The 15,248-nt window shown below is 64.0% G+C and carries 14 protein-coding genes and 1 pseudogene; 13 read left to right on the top strand and 2 right to left on the bottom strand.

The genetic code is table 11. The features are described from left to right. A pseudogene (locus tag BUB39_RS25755) lies at nucleotides 1-116 on the bottom strand (histidine kinase); the annotation flags it as partial. A gap of 426 nt (nucleotides 117-542) precedes the next feature. Between BUB39_RS25755 and BUB39_RS09445 the strand changes: the two are divergent. The 3 genes from BUB39_RS09445 (at nucleotide 543) to BUB39_RS09455 (ending at nucleotide 2,266) form a co-directional block, all read left to right on the top strand. Next, on the top strand, nucleotides 543-929 hold the full coding sequence (locus tag BUB39_RS09445; RefSeq protein ID WP_084527203.1) for a COG4315 family predicted lipoprotein: 387 nt from the start codon (nucleotides 543-545) through the stop codon (nucleotides 927-929). 124 nt (nucleotides 930-1,053) lie between these two features. Then, nucleotides 1,054-1,215, top strand: coding sequence for a DUF3309 family protein (locus BUB39_RS09450; protein ID WP_073052916.1), 162 nt, complete (start codon nucleotides 1,054-1,056; stop codon nucleotides 1,213-1,215). A gap of 25 nt (nucleotides 1,216-1,240) precedes the next feature. Next, nucleotides 1,241-2,266: a fatty acid desaturase gene (locus BUB39_RS09455; protein WP_073052917.1), complete on the top strand. Its 1,026-nt coding sequence runs from the start codon at nucleotides 1,241-1,243 to the stop codon at nucleotides 2,264-2,266. Between the two features lie 236 nt (nucleotides 2,267-2,502). On the opposite strand, the gene BUB39_RS09460 is transcribed toward BUB39_RS09455, so the two are convergent. Next, on the bottom strand, nucleotides 2,503-3,396 hold the full coding sequence (locus tag BUB39_RS09460) for a LysR family transcriptional regulator (RefSeq protein ID WP_073052918.1): 894 nt from the start codon (nucleotides 3,394-3,396) through the stop codon (nucleotides 2,503-2,505). 101 nt (nucleotides 3,397-3,497) lie between these two features. Between BUB39_RS09460 and BUB39_RS09465 the strand changes: the two genes are divergently transcribed. The 10 genes from BUB39_RS09465 (at nucleotide 3,498) to BUB39_RS09510 (ending at nucleotide 15,160) form a co-directional block, all read left to right on the top strand. Next, nucleotides 3,498-4,376 (top strand): SDR family oxidoreductase, encoded by an 879-nt coding sequence (locus tag BUB39_RS09465; protein WP_073052919.1) that lies wholly within the window; start codon nucleotides 3,498-3,500, stop codon nucleotides 4,374-4,376. Between the two features lie 247 nt (nucleotides 4,377-4,623). Continuing rightward, on the top strand, nucleotides 4,624-6,093 hold the full coding sequence (locus BUB39_RS09470; protein ID WP_073052920.1) for an FAD-dependent monooxygenase: 1,470 nt from the start codon (nucleotides 4,624-4,626) through the stop codon (nucleotides 6,091-6,093). Nucleotides 6,094-6,293: 200 nt separating this feature from the next. Continuing rightward, complete coding sequence (locus BUB39_RS09475; protein ID WP_244540209.1) at nucleotides 6,294-7,457, top strand: ROK family protein; 1,164 nt, start codon at nucleotides 6,294-6,296, stop codon at nucleotides 7,455-7,457. Between the two features lie 170 nt (nucleotides 7,458-7,627). Beyond that, the gene (locus tag BUB39_RS09480) at nucleotides 7,628-8,872 is read left to right on the top strand and encodes an ABC transporter substrate-binding protein (RefSeq protein ID WP_244540210.1); all 1,245 of its coding nucleotides are present in this window, start codon (nucleotides 7,628-7,630) and stop codon (nucleotides 8,870-8,872) included. A gap of 270 nt (nucleotides 8,873-9,142) precedes the next feature. Further along, a complete protein-coding gene (locus BUB39_RS09485; protein WP_073052921.1) occupies nucleotides 9,143-10,030 on the top strand; it encodes a carbohydrate ABC transporter permease in 888 nt (295 codons plus the stop codon). 5 nt (nucleotides 10,031-10,035) lie between these two features. After that, on the top strand, nucleotides 10,036-10,869 hold the full coding sequence (locus BUB39_RS09490) for a carbohydrate ABC transporter permease (protein WP_244540211.1): 834 nt from the start codon (nucleotides 10,036-10,038) through the stop codon (nucleotides 10,867-10,869). Nucleotides 10,870-10,882: 13 nt separating this feature from the next. Then, nucleotides 10,883-12,001: an ABC transporter ATP-binding protein gene (locus BUB39_RS09495; protein ID WP_073052923.1), complete on the top strand. Its 1,119-nt coding sequence runs from the start codon at nucleotides 10,883-10,885 to the stop codon at nucleotides 11,999-12,001. Nucleotides 12,002-12,024: 23 nt separating this feature from the next. Beyond that, nucleotides 12,025-12,954, top strand: coding sequence for an N-acetylglucosamine kinase (locus BUB39_RS09500; RefSeq protein ID WP_244540212.1), 930 nt, complete (start codon nucleotides 12,025-12,027; stop codon nucleotides 12,952-12,954). Between the two features lie 17 nt (nucleotides 12,955-12,971). Then, nucleotides 12,972-13,973 (top strand): SIS domain-containing protein, encoded by a 1,002-nt coding sequence (locus BUB39_RS09505; RefSeq protein ID WP_073052925.1) that lies wholly within the window; start codon nucleotides 12,972-12,974, stop codon nucleotides 13,971-13,973. 26 nt (nucleotides 13,974-13,999) lie between these two features. Continuing rightward, nucleotides 14,000-15,160, top strand: a complete 1,161-nt coding sequence (locus tag BUB39_RS09510; RefSeq protein WP_073052926.1) for a DSD1 family PLP-dependent enzyme — start codon at nucleotides 14,000-14,002, stop codon at nucleotides 15,158-15,160. Nucleotides 15,161-15,248: the final 88 nt, after the last annotated feature.

Genomic DNA, 15,248 nt, shown 5'->3' on the forward strand with positions numbered 1-15,248 from the left:
GTGCTCGATGCGATCACCCGCAAAGCGGCGTCAAGGAACAGAAGCGGTTCGTTCGAAGACGCGATGACTGCGAGCGTGCTGGCCGCTTCAATATGGTCTGGAATGGAGTGTGACATGCTTAGGCCCTCAGGGGCCGGAGGCTCGCGAAGCGAAGCCATAGCTCGGCAATTCTCGGCGCCCGATCCTGGGATCGGGCCATCATGCAAGACGTTATCACGTCTTGTCCCGTCCGCGGCTGTCATTGTCACGGCATGACCGCTGCAATTCTCATCGCAATGTCCGGGTTCTGGGTGCTGCGTCTCTCCGGGTGCTCGAGTGAGAGCGTTGAGCCTGGCGGCCCATGGGAGTGGGCGATTGCGATGGACCGGCGGGCGTTGCAAGTCGCTGCGGAAAACTGCCCCGCCGAATTGATCTCACATGTGCTCCAATTCTTTCGCGGATGTCGGAACGAACATCTCCGGGAGCCCGTTGGTTTAGTATCGCCCGCACTCGATGGCATCGACGCTAGCGCCTGGTAAAGGCGGCGATGGACAAGGAACACCATGTTGAGAATGAATGCTCTCGCCGTGTTGATGGTCGCCATCGCGGGCCTTTCTTCCGCGGAAGCGAAGACCGTCGAGCCGGTCAAGATCGTGAAGACGCAGAATGGCCGTGTCCTGGCCGATCCAAAGGGCATGACGCTCTACACCTTCGACAAGGACCACATGGGCAGGTCGGAATGCACCCTGCTCTGCGCCGCGGTCTGGCCGCCGCTCATGGCGACGAAAGGCCAGAAGCCGTCGGACGCCTGGACGCTGGTGAAGCGCGCCAATGGTTCGATGCAATGGGCCTACAAAGGCAGGCCTCTCTACACATACCGCGTCGACATGAAGCCCGGGGACATCTCGGGCGAAGGCGTCGAGGGCGAGTGGCATATCGCCAAGCCCTGAATATGACCGTGGGGTGGCACCGATGCGCCGCCCCCCTGCTTCGCTTCGGCTTCGAGAGGCGATGGGTCCGCTGCCTCCATTCCTGGGAAGTCCCGCGCGGAATGGCGCCCAAGGAGGGCTTGATATGTCTCTGATCCTGCTGGTCATAGTGCTGATCGTCATCTTTGGCGGCGGCGGAGGATATTACGGCTACAGCCGCTATGGTGGGCGCGGGCTGGGCGGCGTCCTTGGCATTGTCCTGATCATCCTGATCCTGGTCTGGCTGTTCGGCGGCGTGCGCATCTGAACCCTTGCCACAACAGGTCCGGACCATGTCGGCGAACCATACGGCCACAATGATCTCGGCGGGCGAACTTGCCCGCTATCGCGCCCCCTCGCTCCGCCGCAGCCTGTTCGAGCTATCGATAACCGCTGTCCCGCTGGTGCTGCTCTGGGCGCTGATGTGGTCGCTGCTCTCCGTCAGCTATTGGCTAAGCCTTTTGCTGGCGGTGCCTGCCGCGGCCTTCCTCATGCGCCTCTTCATGCTCCAGCATGATTGCGGCCATGGCGCGCTGTTTGCTAATCGCGCGGCGAATGACTGGGTCGGCCGCAGCATCGGCGTGGTGACGCTCACGCCCTATGGCTTCTGGCGGCGAACGCACGCCGTGCATCACGCGGCGGTCGGAAATCTCGACAAGCGCGGCATCGGCGACATCGAAACGCTCACGGTCGCCGAATATGCTGCGCTAACTCCAGGTGCACGGCGGCGCTACCGGATCTACCGGCATCCGCTGGTGATCTTCGGCCTTGTCCCGGCCTATCTCTTCCTGCTGCACTACCGTTTGCCGGTCGGGTTGATGCGGGCCGGCAAGGCGCCATGGATCAGCACCATGGGCACCAATGCGGCGATCGCCGCCCTTGTGCTTGGCCTGATCTGGCTGGTTGGTCTTGGTCCCTTCGTCCTCATACAAGGACCGGTGATCCTCATCGCCGCGTCGATCGCCATGTGGTTCTTCTATGTCCAGCACCAGTTCGAGGACACGCGCTGGGTGCATGCGACGGGCTGGGACTTCCAGGAAGCCGCGCTGCAGGGCAGCTCGCACTACGAACTTCCCTCGGCGCTGGCCTGGTTCACCGGCAATATCGGCGTGCATCATGTGCATCACCTCTCCAGCCGGATTCCGTTCTATCGCCTGAGCGAGGTGATGGCCGACCATCCGGAACTTGCCGGTATCGGCCGACTGACCTTCCGCGAGAGCTTTCGATGCGCCAACCTTGCCCTATGGGATGAAGAAGAACAAAAATTGATTTCTTTCAAGCATTTCGAGACAAGGCAAGATCTCCGAAGCGGCCTTTGAGCCCTTCTAACTCTATTGATCATCCTAATCGGCGCGCCCGAAGTCATGGCCGAGCGACGCAGCATCATGCTGTCCAACGCGGCGCGGTTCCATAGCGAGTTCTTGCCGCCTCGCAGCTAAGCGGGCAAGCCAGGACCTCTCCTCGTTCCCGTGTCGAAGCGGTCATTGCAGTCATGCAGTGACCGCTCGGCCATGTCATCCGCCTATTACGTTGGCTCGTCGCGCCTTTGGATCCGCTAATGGTCGACATAGGCCGCCAATTCGTCCGGCGTCCCCTTGGGAAAGGCCTGCTTCAAGTGATCGAGGAAAGCGGCCACGCGCGCGCTTAACAACCGGCGCGACGGATAGAGCGTCCACAAGGTGATCTCAGGAGCCTCGACATCACCCCAATGCACCAGCCGGCCAGCAGCCAGATCGTGGCTGACGAGCGATATGGGCAGGCGCGCCGCGCCGATGCCGGTACGAACGGCATCGCGGACCATGATCATCGAAGACAGATGCAGAATTGGATCGACCGCGATACTGACGCCTCCGTTGGACGACTTGGTCTGCCAGGCGGTGGCCCGGTCGCTGGTCACGCGCACAACTGCCGGGACAGGCACGCCCTCCATCGGACGAGGTAGGTTCGGACTGGCGACAACCACCAAACTGTCGCGAAGAAAAGCTCGACCGACCAAAGTTTCATTGGGTTTCGGATTGACTCGGATGACGAGGTCATAGGCCTCTTCGACCATGTCGACCTCCCGGTCTTCCGTCGTCACTTCGAGGTGCACTTCAGGATATTTCATCCCGAATTCCGCCGCCAACCTCCCCATCGCCGTTTGCGAGAACAAGAGCGGCGAGCTGATGCGCAACCGGCCACGAGGACTGCCGCCCCCTGACGCGATGGCCGCGGCCGTCTCGTCCAGTTCGGTGAGCAATTGCCCGGTACGCTCAAAGAGCGCGCGTCCTTCCTCGGTCAGCTTGAGCAGCCTGCCGCCCCGCTCGAACAGCCGAAGCTCCAGGCTCGCCTCCAGCTCGCTCACGCGGCGGGACAGGGTTGCCTTGGGCCGACCGGCAGCGCGGGCGGCCTTTCCGAAGCCGCCATGACGAGCGACCAGATTGAAGTCGGCGAGCGCAAGAAGATCCATTCGTTCCACCTGTGAGACGATGGGTCCAGATATACGGTCTATTGCACTGGACGTGGACCATTAAATTCAGGGCGTCTTCTATCGAACCCGGAGAGATTCAGATGACCATCCTCGTTACCGGTGCCAACGGCACTGTCGGCCGCCAAGTCGTCGAACAGCTCAGCAAGCGGGGCGCCGATATACGCGCCCTGGTTCGTGATCCTGCCAAGGCGAACTTTCCGGAAGGCGTTACCGTCGTTCAGGGCGACTTCCTTGACGTTGATGCCGTGCGGAACGCCATGGAAGGCGTTTCCACGCTCTTCCTGCTCAATGCCGTGTCACCGGATGAATTCACCCAAGCGCTGATTGCGCTCAATGTGGCCCGCGCCGCCAGCGTCAACAAGCTCGTCTACCTGTCGGTGATCCACAGCGATCTCTATGTGAATGTGCCCCACTTTGCCGGCAAATTCGGCGTGGAGCGGATGATCGAGCGGATGGGCTTCGAGGCCACGATCCTGCGTCCGGCCTATTTCATCAACAATGACCTGACGATCACCGACGTCGTGCTCGGTCATGGCGTCTATCCCATGCCGGTGGGCGGCAAGGGCCTCGCAATGATCGATAGCCGCGACATCGGCGAAATCGCCGCGATCGAGCTTATGCGCCGCGAAACGAGCGCTGAGAGCCTTCCTATCGAGCGGATCAATCTCGTCGGCCCTGAGACGCTGACAGGCGCCAGCATCGCCGCCATATGGTCGGACGTGCTGGATCGCAAGGTCATCTATGGCGGCGACGATACCGCCGGCTTCGAGCAGAGCCTGCGGGCCTTCATGCCGGGTTGGATGGCCTTCGACATGCGCCTGATGAGTGAGCGCTTCCTGACCGATGGCATGCTGCCCGAGACGGGCGACGCCGAGCGCTTGACCGCATTGCTCGGCCGTCCCCTCCGCTGCTATCGGGACTTCGCAAACGAGATCGCCGCCGCTGCCGGGACGATCTGAACGACTCATCGGCATGACGGACTGACGCTTAGCCTGACCGGCGGGAGGCAGGACACGGCATGCCGCAACCGACGGCGGAGCTGTCGCTGTTCGAAGATGAACAATAGTCGTCAATGCAAAACGGACGGTATCCGCTCCTGCGGATCCCCAGTTGGCGGGACGAGGCGAACGTCGCACCATGGATCGACGCAGATGTACGGCGGTAGGGGCCGAAGCTGGTCGAACAAGAACTCGAGGGGAGTCGAAAATGACGGATCGCGTTCTGATAGCCGGTGCCGGCCCGGTGGGGCTTACGATGGCACTCGAACTTTCGCGTTATGGCGTCCCGGTTCGCGTCATCGACAAGATCGCCGGGCCCTCCGACACCTCGCGCGCGGTCGCCATCTGGCCGCGGACGCTCGAACTGTTCGATCGTTCCGGCGTGACGACGGACCTGATTGCGGTCGGCAACCGCGTGGTCGCAGCCAATATCTTTTCCGGCAAGAGCCAGATCGGCCAAATCCGGCTCAACGATATCGTCTCGCCTTTTCCCTTTGCGCTGATGACGCCGCAATACGAAACGGAAGGCGTGCTCCGCCGGCATCTCAAGTTGCGTGACGTCGAGCCACAATTCTCCACGGAGTTGACCGAGATCCAGCAGGATCTCGACGGCGTCACCGCGACGATGCGCGCCGCGGACGGGACGGAGACCACGGAACGCTTCGACTGGCTCGTCGCCTGCGATGGCTCGCACAGCGTCGTGCGCCATCGGCTCGGCCTCGAATTCCAGGGCGATACGCTGGGGCTCGACTGGACGCAGGGCGATTTCCACCTGACCGGCATGCCGATCCCGTCGTCGGAACTTGCCATCTTCTTGCATCCCGAGGGCGCGCTGGTGTTCTTTCCGATGGCGCCGGATCGCTATCGCATCATAACCAGTCTTGGGCGCTCGACGGCGGTCGAGCCCGTTCCGCTCGACCTCGAAGCCTTCCAGAAGGTCATCGATCGCCGCGGACCGGGTGGCGTCACGCTGACCGGCACGGTATGGACCAGCGCTTTCCGCATCAATGAACGGCAGGTCGGCGCCTACCGCTCGGGCCGGGTCTTCCTCGCCGGCGATGCCGCCCATGTGCATAGCCCGGCCGGCGGCCAGGGCATGAACACGGGGATGCAGGACGCGATCAACCTCGCGTGGAAGCTGGCTCTCGTCAGCCGGGGCATCTCCACGGCGCCAGAATTGCTCGAGAGCTACGATGCCGAACGCCGGCCAACCGGTGCCGAGGTCATCCGCGAATCGGGCAAGCTCACCAAGGCCGCGACGATAGAGAGCCACGCCCTGCAAGATGTCCGCAATGTCGTGGCGCATTGGGTCCTTGGCCTGCCGGCCGCGCAGCACGCCGTCGCCGGGCTGATCACGGAGCTCGCCATCGCCTATCCGAAGAGCATCCTCAACGGACCTTCGGGCGGCGACCGCGCAGGCTCCCGCGTATCACCGGTTGCTGGCGAGCCGCCTTATGGTGCGACAGATACACCCCGCTTCGGTCTTCACGGCTGCGGCGAAGGCGCCAAATCGCTGCTGTCACAATTCCCCACTCTGCTGGAGCACCAGCTTCGCGCCCCGCAGGCAGTGGGCCAGCTCACCCTTGTCCGGCCCGACGGCTATCTGGCGGCGTCCGTGCCGGAGGGAGATTGGCGGGAGATCGCCGCCTATCTGGCGCTGTTCGCAGCGCCAGCCTGAGCGGGCGCCGAAACAGGCATGAGCGACGCGGATTTCGTCGAGAACCGCCGGTCAGCCGTCGGATGCGTCGCTAAAGTCAGGCTGCTTGATAGCCAAAGCACAGCAGTTGCACGCCTGGCCCCGCAAGGCCGCAAGAGAGCTGACTTTACTATGGCGAAGCCGCCTGACAATCTGCGCGCCCACAGCCGACCGAGGACCCCTTGGAGCAAATCGAGACCGACGGAACCACTGCGGCCCTGACCGGCAGTGCACGCGCGGTTTTCCGTCGGCTGGTCGAGGATGGACCCTCGACCCGCCCGCAGATCGGCAACGCGCTGCATCTGTCACGCCCCACCATGTCGGCGGCGATCGCCGAACTCGAACGCCCGCGCTATGTCGAGATGATCGGCGCGGTCCAGGGATCGTTCGGCCGCAGCGCGGCCCAGTATCGAGTCGGAAGCGGTGCAGGACATGTCATCGCCGTCGACGCGGGATCGACGCATGTCCGCGTTCGGGTTTCAACGCTCGACCGAAGGCTGCTCGCGAGCCGCATTCTCCGTCTTCCCGCCAGCCAGATCGCCATCAATGAAGAAGTCAGCCGCGCCGTCGCGGCAGAAGTGGCCGCCGCAAGGGCAGCCGCGCTGCCCGGTTGGGGGCCGCTGCGCGTCCTCGGCCTCGCTCTGCCGACCCGCGTCGTCGGCCTGGGCGGCGATGTGATCTCAACACGGCAAGAGGTGGTGTTTAGCGCATTCACGCCTCCTCCCGGGGTCACCCTGGTTCTCGAGAACAACGTCAATTGCGCCGCTGTCGCCGAGCAGCACTACGGCGCGGCACGGGGTGCTTCGGGCTTCGCCTATGTCCAGATCGGACTGAAGATCGGCATGGGGCTGGTGCTGGGCGACCAACTGATCCGCGGCCGCAACGGTGCCGCGGGCGAGATCGGCCATCTGAGCTTTCCCTTCGCGCCCGGCGCGAGCCCGGTGCCGGGAGAAGCCGAGCACTACTTGGGAACGGAAGCCTTCATCGGCCGCGTTCGAGCCGACTGGCCCGAAATTGCCGGCCCTTCGCCGATCGACACGGCGGAGCTTCTGTCGATGGCGGAGAGCGGCAACGCCGACGCTCTCCGTCATGTCGAGCGGCACGCTTCGGACATCGGCGCCGTCGTCGCCACCTGCGTCAGCGTGGTCGATCCGGGGCTCGTCGTGCTGGGTGGTGGTCTCGGGGCATCGCCGCTGCTTCTGCCCGGCGTCCGCGAAGCCGCCAATCGCCTGTCCTACCCGGTCGAGATCCGCAACACGCTCCTCGGCACTGATGCGACCGTCATGGGGATCGAACGCCTGGCGATCGAGGCGGCCATGACCCTTCTGATCGGCGAAGAGGCCTGAGAGCCATCCACTCCGCGAAATCCGAGGCTCAGCTTCGATAATCCACTTGACTGTTGAGCCGATAGTTTTGTTAGTTAACCTGCCTAACACAAAAACACCTTGCCATTGGCAAAGGCGCCAGGAACCAGCAGGAGCTAAGATTGAGGAACCTCAATAAACTTCGATCCGGCGTGGCCGGACTCGTCGCACTGGGCATGATCGGATCGGCCGGCGCGGCCGCCGCCGAGGACGTGACGCTGCAATACTGGGTCTACTCCGACTTTGCGCAGGGAGAGGCGCTGGCGCTGCAGCAGGAATTCATCAAGGAATTCAGCGCCAAGCATCCCGGTGTGAAGATCGACATCGTCGGCAAGGGCGACGACGATCTGACCGCTGGCCAAGTGGCGGGAGCCGCCAGCGGCCAGTTGCCCGACGTGTTCATGAACGCCCAGTCGGTCGGCGCTCAGCTGGTCGAAGTCGGCGCGCTCGACAATCTCTATTCCAAGTGGATGGCGATGCCCGAAGAGTATCGGGCCCAGTTCGATGCCGAAGCGCTGAAGGGCTGCATGCCCAAGCCGGACGAACTGTACTGCCTTCCCTATACAGGCTTCGGGTCGCTGCTGTTTCGCAATCTCACCGTTCTGGAAAAGGCCGGCATCGACACGTCGAAGCCGCCGGCAACCTGGGCCGAATGGTTCGACCAGATGAAGAAGGTGAAAGCAGCCGGGCTCTACGCGATTCCGGATGACACGCTGGTCTTCAACTCGGTTGCAGAAATCTATGCGACCTCAGGCGGCAACGACAGCTGGGGCTTCGACTGGGCGAACCGCAAGACCCGCATCGATCCGGCGATCATGACGACGGTGCTGCAGAAGTTCGTCGACATGAAGGATCTGAACAGCAGCACGAGCCGCAACGATCAGGCAACAAAAGACCTGTTCATCTCGAACCAGCTCGCCTTTCACAATATCGGCCCTTGGGTCAACCCGACCTATGAAGAGGCCGCCAAGACCAGCGGGCTGAAATACGATTTCGTTCTGATCCCCGGCGACACCGCCGGCAAGACGGGCGGCATCCGCAGCTATGAAATGATCGGCGTCGCGCCCGGCCCGCATGCGGATCTGGCGTTCGAATTTGCAGCCTTCATCACCGAGAAGAGCCAGATGGCGCGGTGGGCCAAGCTGCTGTCGCGCTACAACGCGAATGCCGCGGCCATGGCTGAGCCCGATGTGTCAGCCCTGCCGCTGATCAAGCTCTCCGTCGACGCCGCTCATGGCGCGATGGATGTCGCGGCGCCCTACTTCGTGGACTCGGTGCCCAGCTGCTACAATTCGACTGTCACCGACATCGCCGCTGCGACCGCCGATGGGGAATACACCCCCGAAGCCGGCGCCAAGGAGATGATCAGCCAGCTGAATGCCTGCCTCGCGCAGTAGTTCAGGCGAGACTCGGTCGGCCGAAACGGCTTCTGGCGCGCGATAGCGCCAGAGCTGCCGCCTTGGGCAGCCAATGGTGGTGCGTCCGCCGGCTCTGTCGAACCGAACAGGGCACAGTCACATCGCCGCGCCCGCTCTATGGCTCGGCTCTCGATGTCAGCTCGACTGCAATGCAAGGCATCGTCGAGAATGCGCCCGGAGCAGCACTCCCTGCCTTCGCGAACACGCTGCGGCCGGCCGGATCGGCCGCAGTCCTGAAACGGAGCGCCCATGTCTCTTCGCCGCTACCTGCCGCACTACCTCATGATCGCCCCGTTCATCGTCCTGTTCGCGATGTTCTTCCTCTATCCGATCATCAGCGGCCTTTATTACAGCTTTCAGAACTGGAACGGCGTCAAGCCACCGGCCTTCGTCGGTATAGCCAACTATCAGAAGATCATCGCATCACGCGACTTTGCCACGGCGATGCGTAATCTTATGACCTATGTGGCGATCACCGTGCCACTCGGCATTTTGGTCGCGCTCGGCTTGGCTCTGCTGGTCGACAACTTTACCGGGCGCTGGGCCAACATCTTTCGCAATGCCTATTTCATGCCCGTAGTTCTGCCGGCCTTCCTCGCCGCAACCATCTGGCGCTGGATCTATGCCCCGAATTTCGGCCTGCTGAACATGATCCTCGGCTGGTTTGGCAGACCCTCAGTGAACTTCCTGAACGATACCAGCACGATGCTCTATGCGCTGGTGGCCGTGGATGTCTGGGTTTCCGCAGGCTTCAACATGGTCATCATCCTGGCCGGGCTGAAGAACATCCCGGTCGAGCTCTATGAGGCCGCCCGGCTCGATGGCGCCAGCAAGCGGCAGCAGATCGTCCACATCACGATCCCGATGCTGGGTCCGGTGCTGTTCTTCGTCGTGACCTATGGACTGATCTCGGCCATGCAGGTCTTCGACAAGCCCTGGCTGCTGACCGGCTCGTCCTTCACCTCCTATGGCGGCCGGCGCAACGCGCTGCTGTTCCCAGTCATGGACATGATGGGCCGCGCCTTCGGCAGCGTGCGGTTCGGCGAGGCCGCGGCCTACGGCTTCATCCTGACCGTTGCGATCATCGCTCTCACCGCGGCCATGTTCATGCTGCGCCGTTGGAAATGGCGGAAATGACCGGAATGTCGCTCCCCCCTATCTGGACCATCCTGAAATGGGCTCTGGCGCTGTCCATCGCGGCCGTCGCGCTGTTTCCGATCTGGTGGATGGTCAACGTCGTCTTTGCGCTGCCGGGCGAGCCCGTGTCGCTCAATCCCCGGTTATGGCCCACCTCGATTCCGGCCGGCATCGACAAGATCCGGCTGATCCTGACCGAGACGGACTTCCTGCGCGCCTACGGGATCTCCCTGCTTTATGCGGTGCTGACCATCGCCGGCGTGCTGATCATCGGCTCGCTGGCCGCCTTCGAATTCGCGTTGTTCGACTTCCCGGGAAGAAAGCTGCTGTTCGGCATCGTGATGCTGTCACTGATGGTGCCAACGGCGGTGACGATCATCCCGACCTATCTCCTGACCTCGCAGCTCGGCTGGCTGAACACCATGCAGGGGCTGGTGATACCGGGCGTCGCTTCCGCCTTTGGGCTCTTCATGCTGATCCAGTTCATGCGCGCGATACCGATGGACATGATCGAGGCGGCCCGTCTCGATGGGGCCAGCCATTTCCAGGTCTACTGGCATGTCGCGCTGCCACTCTGCAGCAACGCGCTGGTCACGCTGGCCATCCTGACCTTCATGCAGACCTGGGGAAACTATATGTGGCCGCTGATCGTCAGCTCTCGCCCCGAGATGTACACGGTCGGCCAGGTCGTTGGCCTGTTCAACTCGCCGCTGTCGCACCAGACAGTCGATACGGTCATGACCGCAAATCTTCTGGCCGCGATCCCGCCGCTGCTCTTCTTCCTGATCTTCCAGCGCAAGATCGTTGAAGGCATCGCGATGTCGGGAACCAAGGGCTGATCGGAGAACTATAATGGCATTCCTCGACATCGCGGCGGTCACAAAGTCCTTTGGCGCCCAGGGCGTCCTCAAGGACGTGAACCTCTCCATCGAGCGGGGCGAGTTCGTCGTCTTCGTCGGCCCGTCGGGCTGCGGAAAGTCGACCTTGCTGCGCATCATCACCGGTCTGGAGACGGTGACATCGGGAACAATCTCGATCGAGGGCGAGGTGATGAACGATGTCGAGCCGGCCCGTCGCGGAACGGCGATGGTGTTCCAGTCCTATGCTCTCTACCCGCATATGACGACGTTCCAGAACGTTTCGTTCAGCCTGCGCATGGCGCATCGCGCGCGCGACGTCATCGTGGACAAGGTCCAGAAGGCGGCCGCCATTCTCCAGCTGGACAAGCTTCTCGAGCGGAAGCCGGGCCAGCTTTCCGGCGGCCAGAAGCAACGGGTCGCCATCGGCCGTGCCATCGTGCGCGAGCCGCGGGTGTTCCTGTTCGACGAGCCGCTGTCGAATCTCGATGCCGAACTGCGCGTGCAGATGCGGGCCGAACTGATGGAACTGCATCGCCGGCTCGGAACCACGATGATCTACGTCACCCATGATCAGGTCGAGGCCATGACGCTGGCCGACAAGATGGTGGTGATGCATGCCGGGCGCGTCCAGCAGGCCGGCAAGCCGCTGGATCTCTACGACGATCCCGACAATCGCTTCGTCGCCGGCTTCGTCGGTTCGCCCAAGATGAACTTCCTGCCCGCACGCGTGCAGTCGTCCGGACCGAATGCGCTTGGCCTTGCCGGTGTTGGCGGGGCCGGCGAGGCCACCCTCCCCTTCACGGCGCCGCCTGGCCTGGCCGGTCCGGTCGAGATCGGCCTGCGGCCCGAACGCATGCGCCCACTACCGCCAGGCGCGCCGCCACCGCCGAATTCCATCGTGCTGGAGGGCCAGGTGACCTTGGTCGAGGAACTCGGATCCGAAAGTTACGTCCATATGGTACTCGCCGACGGCACCCCGGTGACGCTGCGCGCCGGCCGCGACGAAACTGTGGAAGGACCCTCGCTGCGCGTGGCCGCGGACCCGCGCCACGCTTTGCTGTTCGGTCCTGACGGCGAGCGCATCCGCAGCCAAGGCGGAAGCAAGCGATGAATGTGTCGGCGAATGAAACGGCCATGATCGTTGGGATCGACATCGGCGGCACCAAGACGCATCTGCGCGCTCAGCCCCTCGCAGGCGGCCCGGACCGGGACCTGCTGGTCCCGAGCTCGCAATGGCGCACTCGCAACTGGGACCAGGATGCCGGCGCACTGCTCGCCATGGTCGATAACCTCGTCGAGGGCGCGCCGCTCGCTGCCATCGGCATCGGCGCGCATGGCTGCGACGACAGTGCCGAATGCGAGGCCTTCCGTAGCGCTTTCGCCGCGCGCACCGGGACGCCGCTCTCGGTGGTGAACGATGCCGAACTGATGCCGCTGGCTCTAGGCTTCGCTGAGCAGATCGGCGTCGTCGCTGGCACCGGCTCGATCGCCGTATGCCGTCCTTCCCCCCAAAGCATGCTGGTCGCCGGTGGCTGGGGCTGGATCATCGGCGACGAGGGCAGCGCCTCCGGCCTGGTGCGCGAGGCTGTGCGCGCGGTTGCGCGCCATTTCGATCGCGGTGGCGGACGTGGCGAGCCACTGGTCGAGGCGATCTTCGAGACGCTACAGGTCCCTTCGGTGCCCCGCCTCGGCAGCACGCTCTCCGAACTCCGCTCGGCCGCCACGGTCGGACGCCACGCCACGGCGATCTTCCAGGCTGCCGAGGCTGGCTCAGCCCTGGCGGCGACCGTCATTCGCGAGGGCGGCCGCGCCCTGGCGGAGATGGCGGCGCTTCTCGACGCCCGCGGTGCCGGCGCCCGGCACGCGGTTGCCGGCGGCAGCGTCATCGCCGCACAGCCGCTGCTATGGCGCGCCTTCGCAGCGGCGCTGTCGGAGGCGACCGGCGGACGTATCGCCGCGCATCTCTTCACCGGCGATCCGGTCGAAGGCGCCTGCCGCCTCGCCGCCAGCCTGACCCGCATTCCGGCGGCGGACGGAGCAAGCTCCGCCTCTGCCCTGTCGTAATCCAGAAAGGACCTGTCATGAGCTACCGTTCCACCATTGCCCGCCAGCCCCAGGCGCTTGCCGATACGCATGCAGCCGCGCGCGCCGAACTCGCCGGCATGGACCTGTCGCAGCTCGACCGGCCCGTCATCGGGGTAACGGGCATCGGCGCCAGCTTCGCGGCCGCAACCGTCGTGGCGGCCGAGTTGCAGTCGAAGGGACGGCGCGGCTTCGCCATCCGGTCGGATGACATGGTCCACGGATTTGACCTCTGCGATGCACTGATCGGCCTTTCGCATCGTGGCCGCAGCGTCGAGACCGTTGCCGCGCTCGAAAAGCTGCCATCGGCCGGCCGGCTGGCGATTACCAATGACCCCGAAAGCCCGCTGGCCAAGGCGGCGCACCTGCATATACGCCTCGCAAACGGCTCGGACGCGACCCCGTCCAGCACCGGCTATACCGCGACGCTGCTCGCGTCGGGTCTGGTCGCACAGAAGCTGGCCGGTACGGCAGATGCCTTCGCCGGACTTCCCGCTCTCGCGGAAGAGGTTCTGACGACGGCGGGCGCGAAGATGGAGCGGCTGGGCAAGCTTTTCGAAAATCGCCGCGCGATCGATTGCGTCGGCGCTGGCGCTTCGCTCGGCACGGCGGATGGTGCCTCGCTTCTGATCCGCGAGGCCTCCCGCATCCCGGCTGCCGCCTATGACACGCGGCACTACCTGCACGGACCGATGGAATCGATGGACGCCGCGACCGGCGTGGTGATCTTCGGCGCCGGCCGCGAGCTCGAATTGGCAAAGCACCTGCAGACGATCGGCGTCCCGGTGCTTCTGGTCACGACGGCCGAAGACATCGCCGATGGCGAGCTCCTGACCGTCATTCGCGTGCCGAAATCCGGCAACCTCATCGCGCAGGGCGTCATCGACATCTTTTCCCCCCAACTGCTGGCCGCCCAGCTTTCGGATCAGGCAGGATTGACGGACACCAAGTTCCGCTACCGCATGTCAGATACGAAGGTGCCGCAGCCGGAAGCGGCCTGACCGGCGCCAGACAGGCAGGATATCGAATGACCACAGCACAGGATCTTTCCGGCCTCGAAGTCGGCTTCGATATCCCTGCCCGTCCCGGAATGAACGAGACTGAGATCCAGACGCCGTGTCTGGTTCTCGATCTCGATGCACTCGAGGCAAATCTGCGACGGATGGCCGATTTCGTCGTCAGCCGCGGGCTGCGCCTGCGCGCCCATGGCAAGATGCACAAGTCGGTCGACATCGCCCATATGCAGATGGCGATCGGCGGCGCCTCGGGCCTCTGCTGCCAGAAGGTCAGTGAAGCCGAAGTCTTCGCGCGTGGCGGTATCCGCGACATCCTGCTCACCAATCAGGTACGCAGCCCCGTGATGATCGACCGGCTGGCGCGACTGCCGCTGCTCGGCGCGAAAGTGGCCGTCTGCGTGGATGATCTCGCCAATGTGCCCGAACTAGCCGCGGCGGCCGCGCGGCACGGTACGACGCTCGGCTGTTTCGTCGAGGTTGACTGCGGTGCCGGCCGCTGCGGCGTGTCGCATCCGGAAGCCGCCCTGGCTCTGGCCGCCGCGATTGCCGCGGCGCCGGGCCTCACTTTCGAAGGGGTTCAGGCCTATCAGGGCCGCCTCCAGCACCTGCCGACCTTTGAGGAACGCGAGACGGCCTTCGCCGCCTCCCTCGCAATCACCCGCGCCGTGGTCGATCGAATCGAGGCTGGCGGTCTTCCGGTCCCGCTGGTGACCGGCGGAGGCACTGGCAGCCATCCGCTGGAGGCTGCATCCGGGCTCTATGGTGAACTCCAGTGCGGATCCTATGCCTTCATGGATGCCGATTATGGCCGCGTTCGCGGCCAGGACGGCGGCCGGCTCGATGCTGAATGGCGCAATGCCCTGTTCCTGCTGACGTCGGTCCTCTCATGCCCCGCGCCCAGCCGCGCCGTCTGCGACGCCGGGCTGAAAGCGCAGTCGGCCGACTCCGGCCTGCCGATGGTCTTCGGCCGTGATGGCGTCCGCTATGTCCGCTGGTCCGACGAACATGGCGACCTTGCCGATCCGGACGGGCTGCTTTCCGTCGGCGACCGGCTGCGGCTCGTGCCGGGCCATTGCGACCCGACCTGCAATCTGCACGACTGGTATGTCGCCGTGCGCGGCGGTCAGGTCGAGGCGATCTTGCCGGTATCCGCGCGCGGCAAGCTCTTCTAGAGCATTCTGGAATGACGCTGGCCGGTATTCAGCGACAACAAGTTGGCTACAGATTCCGCGAGGGTGAACATCCGTGTCGGCATAAGTA

The sequence above is a fragment of the Kaistia soli DSM 19436 genome (assembly GCF_900129325.1).
In the GTDB taxonomy this organism is placed as follows: domain Bacteria; phylum Pseudomonadota; class Alphaproteobacteria; order Rhizobiales; family Kaistiaceae; genus Kaistia; species Kaistia soli.

Coding starts and splice junctions, on each gene's coding strand:
- BUB39_RS09445 (WP_084527203.1), top strand. CDS start 543: ATGTTGAGAATGAATGCTCTCGCCGTGTTGATGGTCGCCATCGCGGGC.
- BUB39_RS09450 (WP_073052916.1), top strand. CDS start 1,054: ATGTCTCTGATCCTGCTGGTCATAGTGCTGATCGTCATCTTTGGCGGC.
- BUB39_RS09455 (WP_073052917.1), top strand. CDS start 1,241: ATGTCGGCGAACCATACGGCCACAATGATCTCGGCGGGCGAACTTGCC.
- BUB39_RS09460 (WP_073052918.1), bottom strand. CDS start 3,396: ATGGATCTTCTTGCGCTCGCCGACTTCAATCTGGTCGCTCGTCATGGC.
- BUB39_RS09465 (WP_073052919.1), top strand. CDS start 3,498: ATGACCATCCTCGTTACCGGTGCCAACGGCACTGTCGGCCGCCAAGTC.
- BUB39_RS09470 (WP_073052920.1), top strand. CDS start 4,624: ATGACGGATCGCGTTCTGATAGCCGGTGCCGGCCCGGTGGGGCTTACG.
- BUB39_RS09485 (WP_073052921.1), top strand. CDS start 9,143: ATGTCTCTTCGCCGCTACCTGCCGCACTACCTCATGATCGCCCCGTTC.
- BUB39_RS09490 (WP_244540211.1), top strand. CDS start 10,036: ATGTCGCTCCCCCCTATCTGGACCATCCTGAAATGGGCTCTGGCGCTG.
- BUB39_RS09495 (WP_073052923.1), top strand. CDS start 10,883: ATGGCATTCCTCGACATCGCGGCGGTCACAAAGTCCTTTGGCGCCCAG.
- BUB39_RS09500 (WP_244540212.1), top strand. CDS start 12,025: ATGATCGTTGGGATCGACATCGGCGGCACCAAGACGCATCTGCGCGCT.
- BUB39_RS09505 (WP_073052925.1), top strand. CDS start 12,972: ATGAGCTACCGTTCCACCATTGCCCGCCAGCCCCAGGCGCTTGCCGAT.
- BUB39_RS09510 (WP_073052926.1), top strand. CDS start 14,000: ATGACCACAGCACAGGATCTTTCCGGCCTCGAAGTCGGCTTCGATATC.